This is a genomic window from Streptomyces nanhaiensis (assembly GCF_046614825.1).
Lineage (GTDB): Bacteria > Actinomycetota > Actinomycetes > Streptomycetales > Streptomycetaceae > Streptomyces > Streptomyces radiopugnans.
On the sequence record NZ_JBKJFM010000019.1, the window covers coordinates 1 to 20,702 of the forward strand.

Below are 20,702 nucleotides of genomic sequence, written 5' to 3' on the forward strand. Positions count from 1 at the left end.
CGGTGATCTCGCGCAGTACGCGCAACTGGCGCTCCGGCAGCACCAGATCGTCCCAGCCGGCCTCCGGTTCGATGCGGCGGCCCAGTTCGTCCAGGCCGATGCGGGCCTCCGCGAGCCCGGCCCGCCACCACGTACAGGTGCGGCGACTCGCCGTCGGGGCCGGGCAGGGCGACCGCGTCGCGGATGCCGGGCACGGACAGGGCCGTGTCCGTCGTCCCGGCGGCGTCGGCCACGCGGGACGCGGCCGGGGTGCACGGGGGCGGCGCCGGGAGATCCCCGATCCTGCGGTCCGGGTCCGCGCACACCGCGCGCAGCAACTCCCGCAGGGCGCGGGCGAACCCCTCGGCGGTGGAAGCGTCGTACAGGTCCGTGGCGTATTCGATGTGCAGGTCGAGCCCGTCGGGCGCGCCGTCGTCACCGTGCCGTTCGAGGACGTCGACGAAGAGGTCGAACTTGGCGGTGCCGGTGGCGGTGGGCCGCAACGGCACCTCGCGGTCGTCCAGCCGGAGCACGGCGGGCTCGTTGTTCTGCAGCGCCAGCATGACCTGGAACAGCGGGTGACGGCCGGGGCGGCGGGGCGGGTTCAGCTCGTCCACCAGCCGGTCGAAGGGCAGGTCCTGGTGGTCCAGTGCCGCCAGGTCGTGCGGGCGCAGCCTGGCGAGCAGGTCCCGGAAGGCGGGGTCGCCGGAGGTGTCGGCACGCAGGACGAGGGTGTTGGTGAGCAGCCCGATCAGGTCGTCCAGGGCGGGTTCGGAGCGGCCCGCGACGGGGGTGCCGACGACGATGTCCTCGCCGGCTCCGCAACGGGTGAGCAGGGCGCTCACCGCGGCGTGCAGCACCATGAAGAGGCTGGCGCCCTCACTCTCGGCCAGGCTCAGCAGTTCCTGGTGGAGTGCGGCGTCCACGGTCTCGGTGACATGGGCGCCGCCGCCGCGCGGGGACGCGGGACGGGGCCGGTCGCCGGGCACCGTGCACTCCTCGGGCAGACCGGCCAGCGTCTCGCCCCAGCGGGCGGTCAGCCGCTCCAGCCGTCCTCCGCCGTCCGGGTCGGGGGCGAGCAGGGCGCGTTGCCAGACGGCGTAGTCGGCGTACTGCACCGGCAGTGGTTCCCACGCCGGGGCCCGGGCCTCCCGGCGCGCCGCGTAGGCGGCGGACAGGTCGTCCGCGAGGGGGCGCAGCGACCAGCCGTCGGCTGCGCTGTGGTGCAGCACCAGCAGCAGCGTCCGCTCCTCCCCGGTCCCCAGCAGCCAGGCGGCCAGGGGGCTTTCACCGGTCAGGTCGAAGCGGTGCAGGGAGGCCGCGGTGACGTGGGCGGCGACCTCGTCGGCCGGGCAGTCCACCCGGCGCAGCCGCGGGCGCGGCTCCCCCGGCGGCAGGATCCGCTGATGGGGTACACCGTCCTGCTCGGCGAACACCGTGCGCAGACTCTCGTGCCGGTCGGCGAGGTCGCCGAGCGCCGCCTCCAGCGCCTCGGCGTCCACGGTGGGGCCGACCGGCACGACCAGCGGGATGTTGTACGTGGCCGCGGCGCCGTCGAGCCGGTTCAGGAACCACATGCGTTCCTGGGCGTAGGACAGCGGGACGCGCTCCGGAAGGTCGACTTCGCCGAGTGCCGGGCGGTCGGGAGCGGTGCCCGGCCGGTCGGCGAGCCGCCGCGCGAGCGCCGCCGGTGTCGGGCCGTCGAACAGGGCGGTGACGGGCACCTCGGCCCCGGTCTCGTGCCGCAGGCGGGCCAGCAGGCGGGTGGCGAGCAGGGAGTCACCGCCCAGGTCGAAGAAGTCGGCGTCGGCGCCCACCGTGTCGCGCGGCAGCCTCAGCACGTCCTCGAACAGGGCGCACACCAGCTTCTGCCGGGGGGTCTCCGGGCGGGCGCCGGCCGCGGCGGCGGTGAAGTCGGGCGCGGGCAGGGCGTCGGTGTCGAGCTTGCCGTTGGCGGTCAGCGGGAGCGCGTCGAGGCTCACGCAGGCCGCGGGGACCATGTGGTCGGGCAGATGCGCGGCGGCGTGGGCGCGCAGCTCCACCGGACTGGGCGGCTCCTGCCCGGCGGACACCGTGTAGGCGACGAGCTGCCGGGCGCCGTTGTCGGCACGGCGTACGACGACGGCGGCCCGGGAGACCCGCGGGTGGGCGGCGAGGACGGCTTCGATCTCGCCGGGTTCGACGCGGAAGCCGCGCAGCTGCACCTGCTGGTCGGCCCGGCCCAAGTACTCAAGGGTGCCGTCGGCGCGGCGCCGCGCCAGGTCGCCGGAACGGTACATCCGGCCACCGGGCGGGCCGAAGGGGTCGGCGAGGAACCGCTCGGCGGTCAGCTCGGGCCGGCCGAGGTACCCGGCGGCCACTCCTGCCCCGGCCACGTGCATCTCGCCGACGGCGCCCGGGGGCACCGGTCGGCCCGCGGCGTCCAGCAGGTACACCCGCAGGTCCGCCAGCGGCCTGCCGATGACACTCCTCCGGCGGGGGTCCGTCAGGTCGGCCGGGGTGATGCGGTGGTGGGTGACGTGCACGGTGGTCTCGGTGATGCCGTACATGTTCACCAGCGCCGGGCTTTCGAGACCGTGCCGGTCGGCCCATGGCCGCAGGCGCTCGGGGCGCAGGGCCTCACCGCCGAAGACGACGTAGCGCAACGTGCCCGCCGGGTCCGGGCCGCTGCCGGGCTCCTGCTCGCCGTCCGCGTCCATGAGCTGCTCGAAGGCGGACGGCGTCTGGTTGAGTACGGTCACGCCCTCGCGGTGCAGCAGCCGCAGGAAGTCCCCGGGCGAACGGCTGACGGCGTACGGAACGACGACGAGCCGGCTGCCGTGCAGCAGCGCGCCCCAGATCTCCCACACCGAGAAGTCGAAGGCGTAGGAGTGGAACAGCGTCCACACGTCCGTCTCGCCGAAGTCGAACCGCTCGGCCGCGGCGGCGAAGAGGCGGACGACGTTGGCGTGCGGGACGGGCACGCCCTTGGGACGGCCGGTGGAGCCGGAGGTGTGGATGATGTACGCGATGTCCGACGGGCTCGTCGGGCCCGGACGCTCGGTGTCGGTCAACCGGCCGGCCGGGCGGGCGGCGAGGTCCGCCTCGACCGCGGGGTCGTCCAGGACGACGGCGGGGACGCCGCCGGTGAGATGCCGGGCGAGGCCGGTCTCGGTGAGGAGCAGGACGGGTGCCGCGTCGTCCATGACCAGCCGCAGGCGTTCCGCCGGGTGGCCGGGGTCCAGCGGGAGGTAGGCGGCGCCGGTCTTGAGGACGGCCAGCAGGGCGGGCAGCAGCCGCATGCCCCGGTGCAGGGCCAGCGCCACCACCCGGCCCGGGGCCGCGCCACGCTCGGCCAGGAGCCGGGCCAGGCGGTTGGCCTCGGCGTCGAGTTCCGCGTAGGTGAGCCGTTCGCCCTCGTACGTCACCGCGATGCGCCGCGGCCAGTCCCTGGCCTGCCGCTCGAACAGGTCGGTGAGGGTGGCGGTGACCGGGAGGTCCCGCACGGGAAGGTCACGCGGGTGCTCCCCGGGCAGCAGCAGGTCCAGGTCCCCCACGGGGGCCGTGGGCGCGGCCTGAGCCAGTCGGCGCAGGAGGACCAGGAACCGGTCGCGGTGCAGGGCGAGTTCGTCCTCGTCGTACAGGGCGGGGTTGGCGTCGAAGGCCAACCACAGCCCGTCGGGCCGGGTCCCGGGCCGTACGGTGATCTGAAGGTCGTCGACGGCACCGCCGGAGAGGTGGTGCCAGGTGGCCGGGCGGCCGCCGAAATCGAGGGACTCGGTGAACGGGACGATGTTCAGCACCGGCCCGTACAGTCGGCGCCCGGCGCCCAGCAGGTTCAGGTCGCGGCGGATGAACTCGCCCCGGTACCGCTGGTGTCGGCGCAGCTGCCGGACTTCGTCGGCGACCGCCCGGACCAGGTCGGCGACGGCGGTGCCGGGGTCGGCGGCCACGCGCAGCGGCAGGACGTCGGAGGCGGTGCCCGGAGTGCGCAGGGCGGCGCTGCCCAGCCGGCTCATCGTGGCCATGCCCAGCACGAGGTCGTCGGCACCGGTCATGCGGTGCAGGTAGACGGCGACGGCGGCGGTCAGCAGGTCGGTGCGCGTGACGTCGAGCCGGGCGGCCGCGTCCGCCAGGGCCTGTGCGTCGGCGCTCTCCAGCTCCACGGTGCGGCGCAGGAACGGGGCGACGGGGGCGGCGGTGCGGCGCGTGAGCCGCACGGGCTCCGGCAGTCCGGCCAGCCGCCGGGACCAGTACGCCCGGTCGCGGGCGCAGCGCTCGGAGGCGAGGTAGGCCGCCTCGTCCGCCTGCAGGCGGCTCACGGGCGCGAAGACGGCCGGGGCGGGTTCGCGCTCCTCGGCCAGCGCGTTGTAAGTGTCGGCGAGGCGGCGGCCGAGGAGCTTGTAGCTGTAGCCGTCGAGCAGGATGTGGTGGGCCCTCAGCAGCCAGACGTGCCGGTCGGGGGCGAGGGTGAGCAGGGTGTGCGAGAACAGTGGCCCCTTGTCCAGGTCCGCCGGCGTCGCGAGGTCCGTGCGGATCCACTCCCGGGCAGCGTCCTCGGGGCCGTCGGCGTCGCTGACGTCGATCCGCCGCAGTGCCCAGTCGTCCGCGTCCGGCGCCCGGTGGCAGCGAGGGCCGTCGTCCGTGTCGAGGAAACGCAGGGCGAAGGTGTCGGCCTCGCCCACGGTACGGCGCAGGGCCTTCTCGAACAGGCCGGTGTCGAGGGCCCCGTGGATCTCCACCGCCTCCGCGGTGTTGTACGCGGCGCTGTCGGGCGCGAGCCGTCCGGCGTACCAGAGTCCCTCCTGGGCTCCGGACAGCGGCTGGTGGTCGTCCTCGCGGAGTGACTCCTCGTGGAGTGACATGGCACAACCCTCACGTGGCAAGTCGTGATGTCCCGGCCGGGACGGCCCGGCAGGGCGGACAGGGGTGCGGCCTCGGCCCACGGAGCGGGGAAGGGGGGGCGCACACCGGGAGCGTGGGGTCGGAACGGCCCCACCGCCGGTCCTGCAAGTGCCCCCAGGGTGCGACGAGGGGCCGAAGCCGATCAAGCCCGGACCGGTCCCGCGCCGGCAATTCAGGTATTTCCCTGAAGAACGCGAGGACCGGGATAGCGGCGGTACCGGCAGACTTCAAGGAATTCCCGCGACTTTCGTCCGACCCTCTGCCGCGGGTGGATTCACCGGCCCCCGGCGTTGCACTCTCGAACGGGCGTCGGGCGCTCGAGCCCCGGCAGTGACGGCGTTTCACCACCCCCTGAAGCGGAAAATGAGATCGAGGGAAAGATGGCTGGCGGTATGCACCGTGCGTTGTGTCCGGTCGAGAAGCTGTACGTCGGACAGCGAAGCAGAGCGGTGCTCTCCTGCACCCTGCGCGGACAGGTCGACGCCGGGGCGCTGTCCGCGGCGTTCGACGCCGTCGCGCAGACCCACCCGACGCTGCGCGCGCGTATCGCGCCGGACGGCCAGGGCTTCGCGCTGCATCTCCTCGCCGAGGACGAACGGCCCCGGCTGATCACCCGCACCGGCGGCGAGGAGGCCTACGCGGCGGAGCTGAACACTCCCCTGCCGGTCGGAGGCCCGCTCAGCCGCGCGGTCCTGGTGAGCGCGCCGGAGGGCGACCGCCATCTGTTCGTCCTCGTCGTGGACCACACGGTCACGGACGGGCACAGCAGCATCGCCGTGCACAACACCCTCTGGGATCACTACCGGGCCCTGGTCGAGGGCGGCGCGGACAAGGGGGAGCCGGCCGCGGCCGGCCCGGCCGCCGCCGTCCCCGGGGGCGGCGCGGACTCCCCCGGCTGGCCGCGGCCCGTCAGCCGGCTGCTGCCCGACGCCGACCCGGCGGCCACCGCCGCCTACCTGGAGCGGCGCGTCGAGGAGGTGCGTCGGCACCCCGTCCAGCTCGTGCCCTACGACGTGCCGCGTCCGGCCGGCACCGGCGCCCGGCCGGGCGCGGAACCGGCCGGCGACGGACGCATCGAGGTGTGCCGGCTGACCCTCGACGAGGAGCGCACCACCCGGCTGCGGCGGACCGCGCGCGGGGCGGGTCTGTCCGTGCACTCCCTCGTCGCCGCCTCGCTGCTCACGACGGCACGGCGTCGTCTGGAGGGCGACGGCCCCCGCACACTCGGCTGCCTGTCCCCCGTGGACCTGCGGTCCCGGCTGTCCCCGCCGCTTCCCGCCTCGGTCATGGTCCCGGCCGTCACCACCCACCTGCAGACCGTCGATGTCGCCACGGACACCGACCCGACGGCGCTGGCACGCACCGTCCACACCCGGCTGCGCGACTTCATCGCCCGCGCGGACCAGTATCACGAGATGCGGATCACGCCGGAGATCCCCCGGAACCCGGCCCTGCAACTGGCCACCGTGATCGCCACGAACATGGGCGTCGTCCCCGGTCCCCGGCTGCCGGCCGGACTGCACGCCACCGACGTCCGGCTGGTGCCCGCCCGTGAGGACTACTTCCCGCAGGCGGGCCGCAGTCCCGTCATGGCGTGCGTGGTCTCCTTCGGGGGGCGGCTCGCCATCGAGTTCCCGCACTTCACCGCCTGCTTCAGCCCTTCCTTCATGCGGGCTTTCCGCGACGACGTCCTCACCGGGCTCCTCGCCCTCACGGACGTCTCCGAGCCCCTGCCCGCGCCCGCGAACGCCCGGTGAGGACGGCCACCCCGGCCCACCGCGCCCGACCGCATCGGCTGCCATAAGGAGCACTCCCCCACATGAGCACCGTCAGCCATATCCCCACCCCCCTTGCGCTGCTGCCCCGAGCCCAGTCGGGCGACGAGCAGGCGATGAACCACCTGCTGACCGAGATCACGCCGTACGTCGCCCGCCTCTGCCGGTCCGTCACCCACGACGACGGCGCCGACGCCACCCAGGAGGCGCTCCTCGCCGTCTACCGCGGTCTGCGCACCCTGCGCGAGCCGGCCGCGTTCTACGGCTGGGTGCGTGCGGTGACGCTCCGCGAGGCCGTCCGCACCGCGAAACGCGCGGGTGACGAAGGAACCTACGTGCAGGTCGACCCGGGCCAGGAGGCCAACCCGCTGGACGCCGTGCACATCAGCGACGTACTGGAACGACTCTCCACCTCCCACCGGCAGGTGCTCACCCTGCGCGCCTACGGGCTCAACGAGGAGGAGATGGCGCGGGTCCTCTCCCTGCCGATAGGGACGGTCCGGTCCCGTCTGCACCGGGCCCGCTGCCGGTTCCGGGAGGCCTGGCTGCCCTCGGCCGCCTAGTCCTTACCGGCCGGGCCCGGCCGGCGCAGGCCACCGGTGCCGAGGCGGCTGCCGACGGTGTGCACCGTCGGCAGCCGCCTCGGAGGGGGGCCACGGAGCGGCTACTCGACGAAATCCGGCAGGACGCGCGGTGGCCACTGCCCCATGGCGAACATGCCCAGCCCATGGGCGCGCGCCACGAGTGCGGGGCGGTTGGGAGCGTCGAACCTGCGCAGCAGCCGCCCCACCCGGTATTCGACTCCCTGACGGCTCATGTAGAGGCGACTGGCCAACTGCACCGTCGACGCGCCGCCCGCCACTCCTTCGAGTACGCGCGCGTCGATCTCGCTGAGTGTCTGCAGGCCGCTGGACTCCGCCGGATCGGCGTCCCCGATGTGGCGGAGCAGGATGACCAGTCCGGCCGGACCGTCGGGGCCGGCGACCGCTATGGCCGTGAGGTTCGCGGAGAAGGTCCGGCCGGCACCGTCCCGGCCGGTCACCCGCTCCGTGAACCGGTTCGACCGGCCTTCGGTGAGATCGGTGAACCGGTGCCGCAGGCTCGCGGGCGGCGGTGCGAGGAGGAGGTCGCAGAGGTCACGGCCGCAGATCGCGCCCGGACTCAGGCCGAACGCCCCGGCGAATTCCTCCTCCGCGGCGGCGACGGTGGTGCCCCGGGTGGAGGCGTGGGTCGTGTAGGTGCGACGCCGCCGGCTGTCACGGGCGTCCTGCGGCACGGCTTGGACGGCGGAGTCAGCGGCTGCCTTTCGGGGGCCGGGGGAGGAAAGGGAAGAGGGGAGGGAGGCGGTGCTGCTCGTGGTGGCCACAGACGTAGCGCCCTTCTGTGCGCGTGGGGGGCTGGGATCGCGTCACGACCATCGGATAACGTTGTCAGGGCTCTTAGTCCCTCGGGTTGCCCTCTTGATGTCCTCAGGAGGCACCACCATGCCCGTGTGGACTTCCGGAGCGGACGCCGCGACCGCGGAAGCGTCTGTCAACACCTCCGGATCCAGACGCGACTGTCGCGACCAGCCGTGTGGTCGACCTCCATAACGAGCCCGAATGGGCGCGAGGGGGCACGGAAACCTCCGGAGACGAGGGGCGAGGTCGCATCAGGTCGGCAGCACTTTGCAGGCTAAAGCCGGGCAACGCCCTTGGCAAGGGTTTGCCTGATGAGACCGGCGCATTGCCAAATCTTTTTATCCGGGCCTTATTCCGGACGGCCGCGACCAACTCCCGAGAGGCCGGAAAGGTAACGGGCAGGGGAAAAACCGGCAAATTACCTGGATGTCTCGCGGTTGCAACTGTGTTGCCCCCGCCGTCGGCGGTTCATAAAATACGGACAACTTCCGCACGCCGCCCGCGAAACACGTGGAAGGGAGCGGACTCACGGTGACCTCAGAGGATCAGAGGGTGGGAATGCTCGGGCAGCCGCACTTCGGGCGACGGCTGAGGAAGCTCAGACTCGAACGAGGGCTCAGCCAGGCGGCGGTCGTCGGCGAGGGCATGTCGACGGGGTACCTGTCACGGCTGGAGTCCGGTGAACGCCGGCCCACCCCGCGCGCCGTCACCTACCTCGCCCAGCGGCTCGGCGTCGATGTGTCCGCGCTGAGCGAGCCGTTGGGCGGCGGTTCCCTCGGTCACGCGCTCGCCGCCGCATCCTCGGCGCCACCCGGCGCGGACAGCACCGTCGGCCTGCTCCGCGCGCTGCGGGACGACGAGCGCGCCGAACCCACCGACCGCTGGCACGCGCTGTGGCTGCTCAGCCGCGTCGACAACAGCAACGGCGACTATGAGAGGGAGCGCGGCCGACTCCGCGAGCTCATCGAGTTGAGCGAGTTCCTGGCGGCACCGGAACTGCGCGCGAGGACGAACATCCAGTACGCGCGCTGCCTTCGGGCCCTGGGCGACCTGCGCACGGCGGAGTCGGCGGCCGTGACCGCGCTGGCGATCGCCCGCGAGGAAGACCTGCAGGCGGCCGACACCATGGCCGCGCTCGTGGTGCTGATCGGCGTCGAGACCGAAATGGGCCGACTCGACGCGGCCGACCGGTACGTCCACGAACTGGAGCGGGACCTGCTTCCCGCGGCCACGGCCTCCCAGACGGCCGAGGCCCTGTGGGCCGCGTCCCTGGTCAGTCACCGCCAAGGCGACCACGCCACCGCCCAGAACCGCCTGGAGACGGCACTGAGCCTGCTCCGGAGCCGGGACGACCTGGCCTTGTGGACACGCCTTCGCACCGCTGCGACCGCCGCCGCGCTCGAGATGTCACCGCCTCGGCTGGAGGCGGCACGGCGTTGGCTGGACGAGGCCGAGGCGGTCATCGAACTGACCGGCACACCGTTACAGGTGCAGGAGTTGCGCGCGTTGCGCGCCCATCTGGCCTTCCACCAGGGAGAACTGGACGAGGCCCGGGCGCTGTGCCGCGCCCTGCTGTCCGACGACGGACTGCGACTGCCCTACCGGGACCGGGCACGGCTGCTCGTCCTCGAAGGCCGGCTGACCATCCTGGACGGGCGCGTCGACGAGGGCATCACGACCCTGGAACAGCTCGGTCACCAGGCCGCGGGCTCGAGGAACCTGGACCTGGCAGCCCACGTCTGGCAGTCCCTGGCGACGACGCTGGCCCAGGTGTGCGTACCGGCGGCGCGCGACGCGGTGGGATCCGTCCGCGGCCGTCCGCGACCGGTCGCGCCTTGACGCGTGCGTCCCGGCGCGTCGGCTCCGGATCCGCGGTGATGGGGGCCGGGTCGCCGGGCCGGTACCGGAGGTGACGCCTCCACACGTGACGAGGCCGCCGTCGTCGAGGGCCCCGGCCCGGCGGGCGATCTCAGCGGGGAGCAGCTGGAAGCGCTGCGGGAGCTTGGGGGATGTACGGTCGGACATGGCCTTCGTATCTGGGAACCGCCCGCAGCGCCCGGACCGGACAGGTCCGGTCACCGCCGTCGGGCAGATCCTCACCCGCACTGCGATACCAGCCCGGGGAGTCCTCCATCCACGCCGCCAGAGCCTGAAGGAAGTCCTCCAGGGTGGAGTTGTTCCACTCCCCGCCCCGGGACAGACACTCCTGGTGCAGCGCGCGGACAGAAGCGGCCGGCTCCTCACGGGAGCGGATCTCCTCGTCGGAGGTCAGCGGCACGCCGCCGACCGCACCGCACCGCCGGGGCCAGGCAACTCCGGCCGTACGGTACGAGGGACAGTCTTCACTGCCCCTCGGTCCCGGGCCACGGCCGCACACCAGCACCGGGCAGAGGCGATGGCACGAGCGGGGGCGGCGGTGCGGGACGGGCACGGCCATGGCCTTCGTCGGAAACGGCCGGGGCTGGTGGACGGCGTGGCCTCCGAGCCCGTCCCTGTACCCCTCCCCTCCGGCATGCTCTACGGGGTCAAGCGGCGGCCGGCAGCCGCGCGCTGCCGGGCACCGGCTCGACCGGGCGGCGGGGCCGGGGACCACACGCCGAACCACTGCTCGGCGCCCCACTCCCGGAACCGCTCCACCTCGGTGAACCCCAGCCTCACCGCGAGACGCACCGCGCGGGCGTTGACCGTCCGAGTGCACAGCACCACCGGCTCGCCGGGATACGCGGCGGCGAACCAGCCGAGCGCCGCCGCACACGCCTCGGCGGCGTATCCGCATCCCCACACCCGCGGCAGGAACAGGTACCCGAGCTCGGCCTCCCCGGCCTCCGCACGGATGTGCCCCGGTCGCTCCGCACCCCGCCGGTCGAACGTGACCATGCCGATCATCGTCCCGTCGCGCTCGACCACGAACAGGCCGGGGCGCCGCCCGGGCACCGCGGGCACGGTGCGCTCGAGTTCATCGCGCGATCGGGGGCCACCGATGTAGGCGCCCACCTCCGGCGAGGCGAACAGCTCGATGAACGCCGCGCGGTCCCCGGCCTCGGACGCGCGCAGCACCAGCCGCCCGGTCCTGACCGGCACAGGAGGCCAGGCGACGGGTGCGGGCTCAGCCATCAGCAGCCCCTCCGGTGGTACGGCCCACCGGCTCCCGGCAGGCAGGCCCGGAGAGCAGGCCGGCGTGATCGGCGGGGCGGATCCGGCCGGGCCCGAACTCCTGCGCGTCCATACCCGGCAGCATCCCAGCCACCAGCACATCGCCCAAAGGCTGTCCCGTAACCGCTCCAGGATGGTCAGGACGCGGCAGGGACCGCCGCATCGAGGCCGCGAGAGGCGACGAGCTGTGCACTGCCGTCGGCCAGCCGGTAGGACAGGCCCACGACACCGAGGCGGCCGGCGGCCACCCGCTCGGCCAGGACGCGGGAGCGTTCCAGCAGCAGGTCCACGGTGTTCTCGATGTGCCCGGCCAGGATCTCTTCGGCCTTCTCGCGTCCGGAGGCGCGGGCAGCCAGTACGCTCGGGGTCACCCGTTCGACCACGTCACGGACGAAGCCGCCCGGCGTCTGACCGTTCTCCAGTGCGGAGCACGCCGCGGCGACGGCGCCGCACGAGTCGTGGCCGAGCACGACGACCAAGGGCGCGTTGAGGACGCTCACGCCGAACTCGATGGACCCGAGGACTTCAGTACCGGCGACATGGCCCGCGGTGCGGACCACGAACAGGTCGCCCAGGCCGCGGTCGAAGATGATCTCGGCGGCCAGCCGGGAGTCGGAACATCCGAACAGCACGGCGAACGGCTGCTGGGACGGTGCGATCTCGGTGCGGCGGGTGGCGTCCTGGTTCGGGTGCTCGGGGGTGCCGGCGACGAAGCGCTGGTTACCGGCCATGAGCAGCTCGAAGGCGTCGCGGGGCGTCGGGGTCTGGATCTCGGTCATGGCGGCAGCCTACGGGGCGGCACCAGCCGTCGCACCGCCTGGTCCCGTCGGAGGTCGCCGGAGCGGGCCACGCTGACGGCCTTGTCGCCGCCCCAGGCGCCGGGCGAGGGCGGCCTCGGTGCGGGACCTCAGCGCGCGACGGTGCTGCCCCGCCCCATACGGCCACCGTTCCAGAACCCTCCGTTCGTCGTCCACACCCGCACAACGAGCCAGGCGCCGCCCGCGCTGTCGGCAGCCGAGCGAGGGCGGACCGCCGGGATCACTCGCCGTCCCCTCCGTTCCGGACCTGCGTCAGCAGCGAGGGCTCGGCGTCCTCGGTGCCCTTGCCGACCTCCGTGAACAGCGTCGGCGTCCCCGTCCCGGCCACCGAAAGCGCGCCTGCCGTCCGGCTCAGGGACGGCTGCGACCGCTGCGGTCAGCACACCGCCGAGCGCGGCGCGCAGCACCCAGCGGCGGCGCGGGGCCGGGGTCGGCTGGGTCGTGGCGTCCGGCCAGGCGGTGCCTGCCCGTTCCGTGCCGCGCATCGCGGCCAGGAGCCGGGAGCGCGGCCAGGGCGGCTGCCGGCCGGTGGCCGACGAGGAAGGCGTCGGCCCGTGCGGTGGCCGGCTCGGCGACGCCCTGGCCATGGTCGACCGGGGCGGGGAGCCGGGACAGCGCCCTGAAACGGCGTGCCTCGGCGCGCCGGTGTCGGCCGACGAGGTTGGTGGCGATACCGAACAGCCACGGCCGGGCGTCGGCCCGGCCCGTGTCGTAGCGGTGGCGCTGCTGGAAAGCGGCGGCGAAGGTGTCGGCCGTCAGATCGTCCGCGGCCTGTGTGCCGAGCCGACGCGCCACGTAGCGGTGTACCGCGGCGGAGTGCCGGTCGAAGAGTTCCGCGAAGGCCTCCGGCTCGTCCTGGGACCGCTCGATCACCCGGGCGTCGCCGCGCCGGCTCGCCTCCGTGCCCGGTTCCGCGGTCAACGGCGGCTCCTCTCATCCGTGAACAGTGCCCGAGGAAGCGGGTTTTCCCAGGTACTTCGCCGCTCGCCCCGAACCGGTTCCGCACCCCGAGGCCCCGGTACCCACGTCATCGTGCCGGGGGCCGGGATGGCGGCGGCCGGTGCCGAAACCCTTGACAACCTTATTGGTCTGAACCATTTTCCTGGAGTGCGGTGTCGCCGTGCCACCCGCAACGCGCTCCCCCACCGTCCCCGACGTACGGAGACAGCCATGGACCGTCCCTCCGCACAGACCAGCAGAACGAAACCCCTCCGCATCCGTGCGGGAGTCGCCTCCGCGGCGTGCGTCGCCCTCCTCGCCGGCGGCGCCACCACGCTCGACGGCCACGGCGCATACGCCGCCGAGCCGAACCTGGTGCGCAACGCCGGCTTCGAGTCCGGCCTGAGCGGCTGGACCTGCTCCGCCGGCAGCGGCACGACCGTCTCCTCCCCGGTCCACGGCGGCACCGCCGCGCTGAAGGCCACCCCCGCCGGCAGCGACAACGCCAAGTGCTCCCAGACCGTGACCGTACAGCCGGACTCGAAGTACGAACTGAGCGCCTGGGTACAGGGCTCCTACGTCTACCTCGGCGCATCCGGCACCGGCACCACCGACGTCTCCACCTGGACCCCGGGCTCCTCCGGCTGGCAGCAGCTGAAGACCTCCTTCACCACCGGCCCGAACACCACCTCGGTCACCGTCCACACCCACGGCTGGTACGGCCAGAGCGCCTACCTGGCCGACGACCTCTCCCTCACCGGCCCCGGCGGCGACCCGGGCGACCCCGACCCCGACCCCGAGCCCCCGGCCGCTCCCGGCGCACCCACCGTCGGCACGACCACCTCCTCCTCGGTCACCCTGAACTGGAACGCGGTCGCCGGCGCCACCGGCTACACCGTCTACCGGGACGGGGCGAAGGCCCTGTCGGTGCAGGGCACCTCGGCGACCGTCACCGGGCTCGCGGCCGCCACCTCCTACGAGTTCCGCGTCAGCGCGGTCAACGGCGCCGGCGAGTCGGCGAAGTCCGCCCCCGTCACCGCCACCACCGCCCGGGCGGGCGACGGCGGCGACAACCCCGGCACGGGCCTGCCACGCCACGCCCTCGTCGGCTACCTCCACGCCAGCTTCGCCAACGGCTCCGGCTATACGCGCATGGCCGACGTCCCCGACACCTGGGACGTCATCAACCTCGCCTTCGGCGAGCCCACCTCCACCACCTCCGGTGACATCCGCTTCGCGCTCTGCCCGCCGAGCGAGTGCCCGAACGTGGAGACGGAAGAGGAGTTCAAACAGGCGATCAAGGCCAAGCAGTCGGCGGGCAAGAAGGTCCAGATCTCCATCGGAGGCCAGAACGGCCAGGTCCGCCTCACCACCACGGCCGCACGCGACGCCTTCGTCCGCTCGGTCGCGGCGATCATCGACGAGTACGGCCTCGACGGCCTCGACATCGACTTCGAGGGACACTCCCTGTCCCTGGACGACGGCGACACCGACTTCGAGAACCCCAGGAGCCCCGTCATCGTCAACCTGATCTCGGCGCTGAGGACCCTCAAGGCCCGCTACGGTGAGGACTTCACCCTCACCATGGCCCCCGAGACCTTCTTCGTGCAACTGGGCCACCAGTACTACGGATCGGGGCGGTGGGGCGGCCAGGACCCGCGCGCCGGAGCGTACCTGCCGGTCATCCACGCCCTGCGCGACGACCTGACGCTGCTGCACGTCCAGAACTACAACTCCGGCCCGATCATGGGACTGGACGGCCAGTACCACACCATGGGCAACGCCGACTTCCACATCGCGATGACCGACATGCTGCTGACGGGCTTTCCCGTCGCGGGCGACCCGGACAAGGTCTTCCCTCCGCTGAAGCCCTCGCAGGTGGCGATCGGCCTGCCCGCGACCAGCCAGGCCGGTGGCGGGCACACCAGCCCCGCCGAGGTCACCAAGGCGCTGGACTGCCTCACCAAGGGCACGGCCTGCGGCACCTACCGGACGCACGGCACCTGGCCCGACCTGCGCGGACTGATGACGTGGTCGATCAACTGGGACCGCTACGGCGGCTGGGAGTTCTCGCGGAACTTCGACGGCTACTTCGGGCCGTGAGCGGCCGGGGTACCCTCGGACCGAACCGCTGACCCGTATGGCGGCAGCGGTGCGTGGGAGGGCCGGCTGCCCGCAGCGTGCGGCAGGGCATCGGTCGGGGTGACTCGTGAGCCGCTTGCCGGACCATGGCTCTCCCGGGCACGTCCCTCATCCGATGCCCGTCCGCGGCCTGAATCGGCAGAGGTGCGAGTGACCTGGACCGGGCCTGTTCCGGAAGTCGGCCGGTGCCGTCAACTGCTGCAGGACCAGCCGTCCTGGACGTAATCGCGGGCGTTGACGTTGCTCCGGGCGTAGCCGTAGACCCACTCGCTGCCGAACTCCAGGTCGACGTGCTCGACGGTGAAGGTCTGCCCGCTGGTCAGGCACTCGAAGGGCGTCCCTCCCTTCGAGTGCCTGACCCCGAGGTCCCTGACGCGGATCGTCAGTCGCCTGCCGATGCTGCCGGCCGGGGCCCAGATGTAAGGCCCTCCGGCGTGGGCGGGCGTGGAGAGGCCCAGGAGCAGCGCGGTGACCGAGGCCAGGACGGAACCGGTGACGGCCCGCCGGGCGAGGCGCCCGCGGCGGCGCCGACCTCACCGACGGCTACCGCGACTGGCTCCAGACCGCTTGACGACCGATGGGAGCGTCAGCGGGCCGGGTAGGCGGTGACGCGTTCCTGGTGGCGGCGGCGCGGGCCTGGCCGGGATCACCGAAGGGCCGGCCGGGGAGAAGGCGCCCTCCCGGGGCGCCGCCGGTCAGGAGAGCAGCTCGATGTAGCCGTCGGTGCCGTGGACGCGGATCCGCCGGCCGTCCTGGATCAGGCGGGTGGCCCGTTCCACGCCCACGACCGCCGGCAGGCCGTACTCCCGGGCGATGACCGCGCCATGGGTCATCAGGCCGCCCACCTCCGTCACCAGGCCCGCGATCCCGACGAACAGCGGCGACCAGCTCGGATCCGTGTAGGCGGTGACCAGGATGTCGCCCTCTTCGAGATCGGCCTGCGCCATGTCCAGGATCACGCGGGCCCGCCCTTCGACGGTCCCGGCGGAGACCGGCAGGCCCGGCAGGGCACCGGCCGGTGCGTCGTCGCGTCGGTACGCCCCGTTGACGGCTTCACCGTCCGAGGTGAGCACCCGGGGCGGAGTCAGCGCCTGATACGCACGGAACGCGTCCTTGCGCTGCCGGATCAGCTCGGTGTCCGCCCGGTGCGAGCGCGCGGCCTCGTGCAGTTCCTCGAAGGTGAGGTAGAAGGCGTCCTCCTTCCCGGCGAGCACGTCGGCCCGCACGAGCCGTTCGGCCTCGGCGAGCAGGGCCCGCTTGTAGACGAAGTAGCGGCTGACGATGCCGTACTTCGGGTACTCCCGGTATCCGATGAAGGTGCGCATCCGGTCGATCATCCGCTTGGTCTCGTCGGCCTTGCGCTCCCCGTCCGGCAGGGCCCGCAGGCGGGACAGTACGTCCTGTTCCTTCCGCAGCGCCTTCCGCCGGCCTTCCTCGAAACGCCGTGCGGCGGCGCCCGGCGGGAAGTTGCGGACGTTGTCGAGGATCGCGGGCACGAGGGCGGCGGGCTGTTCCCGCCAGCGCGGCCTGGTGATGTCGATCTCGCCGACGCAGCGCATCCCGTAGCGGTCGAGGTAGGCCTCGACGGCATCGCGCGCTTCGGGTCCGCCCGGGAGTTTCGCCAGGTCATCGAGGAAGTCGTCGTCCTCGACGCCCTGCAGGAACGCCACCACCTCCGGATGCGGGCGGACGGCGTCCGCGACGTCCATCAGCGCCAGCCCCATCTGAGAGGTGACGTTGCCGGGGGCGGACAGCGTGAGCGTGTCGGCCGCGTTCTTCTCCCCCAGCCAGTCCCGCAAGCGGTCGTTGAGCCACCAGGTGGCCTCCATGCCCGCCATGATCACCCGCATGCTCAGCGGATCACCGAGGACGCGTTTGTGCTCCTCGAAGGCCTCCAGCAGGAAGTCGAACAGCTCCGGTCCGCTCTTCGTGCGGATGTCGCGCTCCAGCGCGGCGACGGACGCCTGGCTGCGCCCGACCAGTTCGGTGACGAGGGCCGGATCGGTGTCGATCGGGGCGGGGGCGCCGCCGGCCGGTGGCCCGCCGGGTTTCGTGTCTGCGGGGAGCGGCGGGAGAAAGTCGCCGCGGTCGAGGAGTGTCTGCAGCGCGTCCGTGATCAGCGGGTCTTCCCGCCCCATCATGTCCAGGAGGGCGGCGCGGCTCGCGGGTGCGGCCAGGTGCGGGGTGACGTCCACGAACAGCCGCCCGCCGGCCTCCCGCATGGGGGCCATGGCCGTCATCCGCCACAGTGAGAGGCCGAGGGGCTTCATGGCGTCGGTCATCATCTGCTGGTGCCCGACGGAGACGTAGACGCGGTTCTCCCGGTCGTCGGCCTCGGGGACGGGGAACAGCGTGGTGATGGGCCGGCTCTGCACGATGTGGAAGTCGTCGCCGTCCAGGCACCATTCGATGTCCTGGGGACGGCCGAAGTGCGCTTCGATCCGCCGCCCGAGCCGTACGAGCCGCACTGCCTGGGCATCCGTCAGCGCCGGCTGCTCCTGCCGCGGGGCGTCGACGGCGACGTCCCGCGTGCCGCCGGTCGGCAGGGCGTGGACGGCGCGCCGTTTGGCGACGATCGTCTTGTCGACGATCTCGCCGTCTTGCACCTTGAAGACGTCCGGGTTCACCAGTCCGGAGACCAGGGCCTCGCCGAGGCCGAACCCGGCGTCCACGGTGGCGGTCTTCCGGTGCCCCGTGACGGGGTCGGCCGTGAACAGGATGCCGGACGCCTCAGGGAAGACCATCCGCTGCACGACCACGGCCATGCGGACGGTGCGGTGGTCGATGCCCTTCCCGAACCGGTAGGTGACGGCCCGTTCGGTGAACAGCGAGGCCCAGCAACGGCTCACGTGCTCCAGGACCGCCGCCGGCCCCACGACGTTCAGGTAGGTGTCCTGCTGGCCGGCGAAGGATGCCGTCGGCAGGTCCTCCGCCGTCGCGCTGGAGCGGACGGCGTAGGCGGCCCGCTCGCCGAACCGGGCGAGGGCGAGGGTGATGGCCTCCGCGACGTCGCCCGGGACGGCGGCTTCCTCGATGGCACGGCGGAGCCGCGCGCAGAGCGTGCGGATCGTCTCCCGGTCGTCCGGGTCGGCCCGCGCCAGCTCGTCGAGCTGCTCGTCGATCGACGGCACGTGCGCCACGACCCGCCTGAATGCGTCCGTCGTCACGCAGAAGCCGGCCGGCACCCGGATCCCCTCGATCCGCGACAACTCACCCAGGTGCGCCGCCTTGCCGCCGACGGCCGCGACCCGGGCCCCGGCGACCTCTCCGAGGTCCACCACGTACTGCTCGCTCATAGCGCCGCCTCCCGGGACCACCGCACCGCCGCTCCCCACACACGTCGACCACCGCACGCACACGTCGCGCCCCTCATTTCCGCAGGTTGTCGGGCATCGGCCGCCGATTCTCCGCCCTGTCGGGGGCCTTGTGGCAAGCCCCCCGGTGCGCTATAAGTTGAGTGTGGCAAGGAGAGGGCTCTCCTTGCCTTTCGTGTTTCCCGGGGGGCTGCGTCTCAGGTGTTGCGGGTGCGGTCTTTGACCTGTGCGGCGAGGACGCGGAGTCGTTGACTTCTTCGCGCGTCGTTTTGTGGGGCCGGGTTTGCGGACGGTGTGCACGTCATGGCGTGCGGTGGGCTGGTTGTTCCCGCGGCCGAAGGCCGCCTTCCCGGGCCGGGCCGGGAGGATTTCGGTGCTCCGGCCGGGAAGGCGGCCTTCGGCCGCAGGTGCCGAAAGTCGCGACGGACGCGGGCGGGGGTGAGCCTGTCGGGCACGGTCGGCTTCTCCCACGGCCGCCGGCGGCTTCGGGGGTGCGGGTCTTCGGGCAGGTCCGGCCCAGGGTCTGTTTGAACAGGTGGAAGGTGTGCTCGATGTCGAAGCGCCGCAGAAACGCCTGCCACAGACGGTCGACCGGCCCCTCGCCTTCCATCTCCCTGCGGGACGGGCCAGTGACGCGCCCGCTTTCACGGAGGTGACAACGCGGCTGCGGGTTTCGCGCCGACGCGGGCGGCCCCAGGGCTTGGCGGGAGCGCTCCCGGGTTGAAAGCGCTCCCCAAACGTCACTTCAGGACCCTTCAGGACTTGACCCGAGTAGGTCAGCGGGTGGATCAGCCGACCGGAAAGGTGTCGGGGGTGCTGATCCGGCTCTTCAGCAGCGCACCGGACTCGGTCAGCACACCACTGCTGCTGTAGTCGCTGCCGTTGCAGGTGCCGGGCTTGAACGCCGCGCTGCTCTCGTTCGCGTCCGAGTAGGTCCAGTTCGCGTAGCTGATCTTCAGCTGGTCGAGCAGGTCCAGCCAGGCCACGCTGCTCGCGCGGTCCATCGCTCCGCCGCCGGTGGCGCTCACCGTACCGAACTCGGTGACGAACAGCGGCAGCTTCGTGGCCGCCCGGCTCAGCGTGGCGCGGTAGTTGTCCTTGTGGCTCGCGGCGTAGAAGTGGAACGCGTACATGATGTTGGTGGCGTTGACCGGGTTGTCGACGACCTCCGTCTCGTTGGAGCCGTCCGAGACTCCCAACGAGGACCAGCCGCGGGTGCCGACGATGATGACGGCGTCCGGGTCGGCGGCCCGGATGACCGGGATGACCTGCTCGGCGTAGTTCTTGATGGCCGTCCAGCTCACGCCGTTGGGCTCGTTGGCGATCTCGTAGATCACGTTCTTCTTGGCGGCGTTGCGGGCGGCGACCGACGCGAAGAAGGTCTTGGCGCGGTCGAGGTTGTAGTTCGGGTCGCCCGGCGTCAGTGTGTGGAAGTCGATCATTGCGTACATGCCGCGCGCCTCGGCCATGTCGACGTAGCTGTTCACGCGGCTGGTGAAGCCCGCCGGGTCGGTCTCGTAGCCGCTTTCCTGCACGTACATGGCGATGCGGAACAGGTCCGACTTCCAGTCCTGCGCCAGCGCGTCCAGGGAGGCGTTGTTGTAGCACTTGCCGAACCACTGGATGCCGTGCGTGCTCATGCCGCGCAACTGGATGGGGCGGTTGTACTGGTTGCACAGGTTCACGCCGCAGACCTTGAGCTGCCCGTTGATGCCGACCGGGGTACCGGTGCCCGGGCCGGGATCGGGATCCGGGTCGGGCGGGGGCTCCTCGCCGCCGATGGAGCCCGTACAGGCCACACCGTTGAGCGTGAACGCGGTGGGCTTCGGGTTGGCGCCCGTGAACGAGCCCGTGAAGCCCAGGTCGGTGGTGCCGCCGGTGGCCAGGGTGCGATTCCAGTCGACGTTGGTGGCGCTGGCCGTGGAGCCGGACTGCGACCAGGTGGCGTTCCAGCCCTGGACGACCTTCTGCCCGCCGTCGGGCCAGGTCCATTTGAGGACCCAGCCACTGACGGGATCACCCAGGTTGGTGACCTTCACCCCGGCCTGGAAGCCGCCCGACCACTGGTTCGTGATCGTGTAGTCGACCCTGCAGCCGGTGGCGGCCGCCGCCTGGGGGCCGGCGAGTGTCGTCAGGCCCAGGACCGTCGCGCAGCTCGCCCCTATGGCCAGTAAGCGTTTCACAGCGTTTCTCCTCGTGCGAAGCGGAGCGGATATACCGAATGGGAGCGCTCCCAAGTTCCATCGACCCGTGACCGTACACCGGCGTGTTGATCGCGTACAGACATTTGACCGTCGA

The 20,702-nt window shown here is 72.5% G+C and carries 12 protein-coding genes and 1 pseudogene; 4 read left to right on the plus strand and 9 right to left on the minus strand.

What is annotated here, in order from left to right; genetic code table 11:
• The coding region (locus ACLIYP_RS07710; RefSeq protein WP_412712393.1) for an amino acid adenylation domain-containing protein at positions 1 to 4,823 on the minus strand (4,823 nt) is incomplete at its 3' end.
• A gap of 420 nt (positions 4,824 to 5,243) precedes the next feature.
• On the opposite strand from ACLIYP_RS07710, the gene ACLIYP_RS07715 reads away from it, so the two are divergent.
• Positions 5,244 to 6,620, plus strand: a complete 1,377-nt coding sequence (locus ACLIYP_RS07715; protein WP_412712394.1) for a phthiocerol/phthiodiolone dimycocerosyl transferase family protein — start codon at positions 5,244 to 5,246, stop codon at positions 6,618 to 6,620.
• A gap of 62 nt (positions 6,621 to 6,682) precedes the next feature.
• Entirely contained in the window at positions 6,683 to 7,201 is a 519-nt protein-coding gene (locus tag ACLIYP_RS07720; RefSeq protein ID WP_093662794.1) for an RNA polymerase sigma factor, read from the plus strand.
• A 101-nt stretch (positions 7,202 to 7,302) separates the two neighbouring features.
• Here ACLIYP_RS07720 and ACLIYP_RS07725 read toward each other — a convergent pair whose 3' ends face one another.
• The gene (locus ACLIYP_RS07725; protein WP_412712395.1) at positions 7,303 to 7,914 is read right to left on the minus strand and encodes a helix-turn-helix domain-containing protein; all 612 of its coding nucleotides are present in this window, start codon (positions 7,912 to 7,914) and stop codon (positions 7,303 to 7,305) included.
• A gap of 682 nt (positions 7,915 to 8,596) precedes the next feature.
• On the opposite strand from ACLIYP_RS07725, the gene ACLIYP_RS07730 reads away from it, so the two are divergent.
• Positions 8,597 to 9,877: a helix-turn-helix domain-containing protein gene (locus ACLIYP_RS07730; RefSeq protein ID WP_412712425.1), complete on the plus strand. Its 1,281-nt coding sequence runs from the start codon at positions 8,597 to 8,599 to the stop codon at positions 9,875 to 9,877.
• A gap of 130 nt (positions 9,878 to 10,007) precedes the next feature.
• Here the strand turns inward: ACLIYP_RS07730 and ACLIYP_RS31020 are convergent, their stop codons facing one another.
• From ACLIYP_RS31020 to ACLIYP_RS07745, 4 genes are all read right to left on the minus strand, one after another.
• Positions 10,008 to 10,475, minus strand: coding sequence for a DUF7660 family protein (locus ACLIYP_RS31020; protein ID WP_459076341.1), 468 nt, complete (start codon positions 10,473 to 10,475; stop codon positions 10,008 to 10,010).
• Between the two features lie 80 nt (positions 10,476 to 10,555).
• Entirely contained in the window at positions 10,556 to 11,152 is a 597-nt protein-coding gene (locus ACLIYP_RS07735) for a GNAT family N-acetyltransferase (RefSeq protein WP_412712396.1), read from the minus strand.
• Between the two features lie 176 nt (positions 11,153 to 11,328).
• Positions 11,329 to 11,970, minus strand: a complete 642-nt coding sequence (locus ACLIYP_RS07740) for a carbonic anhydrase (RefSeq protein WP_412712397.1) — start codon at positions 11,968 to 11,970, stop codon at positions 11,329 to 11,331.
• Between the two features lie 390 nt (positions 11,971 to 12,360).
• Positions 12,361 to 12,930 (minus strand): RNA polymerase sigma factor, encoded by a 570-nt coding sequence (locus ACLIYP_RS07745; protein ID WP_412712398.1) that lies wholly within the window; start codon positions 12,928 to 12,930, stop codon positions 12,361 to 12,363.
• A 249-nt stretch (positions 12,931 to 13,179) separates the two neighbouring features.
• Here ACLIYP_RS07745 and ACLIYP_RS07750 point away from each other — a divergent pair, with 249 nt between their 5' ends.
• A complete protein-coding gene (locus ACLIYP_RS07750; RefSeq protein WP_412712399.1) occupies positions 13,180 to 15,051 on the plus strand; it encodes a chitinase in 1,872 nt (623 codons plus the stop codon).
• A 734-nt stretch (positions 15,052 to 15,785) separates the two neighbouring features.
• On the opposite strand, the gene rph is transcribed toward ACLIYP_RS07750, so the two are convergent.
• The 3 genes and pseudogenes from rph to ACLIYP_RS07765 form a co-directional block, all read right to left on the minus strand.
• Positions 15,786 to 18,386, minus strand: a complete 2,601-nt coding sequence (gene rph, locus ACLIYP_RS07755) for a rifamycin-inactivating phosphotransferase (RefSeq protein WP_412712400.1) — start codon at positions 18,384 to 18,386, stop codon at positions 15,786 to 15,788.
• A 240-nt stretch (positions 18,387 to 18,626) separates the two neighbouring features.
• Positions 18,627 to 18,996: pseudogene (locus ACLIYP_RS07760) on the minus strand (NF041680 family putative transposase); the annotation flags it as partial.
• A 196-nt stretch (positions 18,997 to 19,192) separates the two neighbouring features.
• Positions 19,193 to 20,587, minus strand: coding sequence for a cellulase family glycosylhydrolase (locus ACLIYP_RS07765; RefSeq protein WP_412712401.1), 1,395 nt, complete (start codon positions 20,585 to 20,587; stop codon positions 19,193 to 19,195).
• Between the last annotated feature and the right edge of the window lie 115 nt (positions 20,588 to 20,702).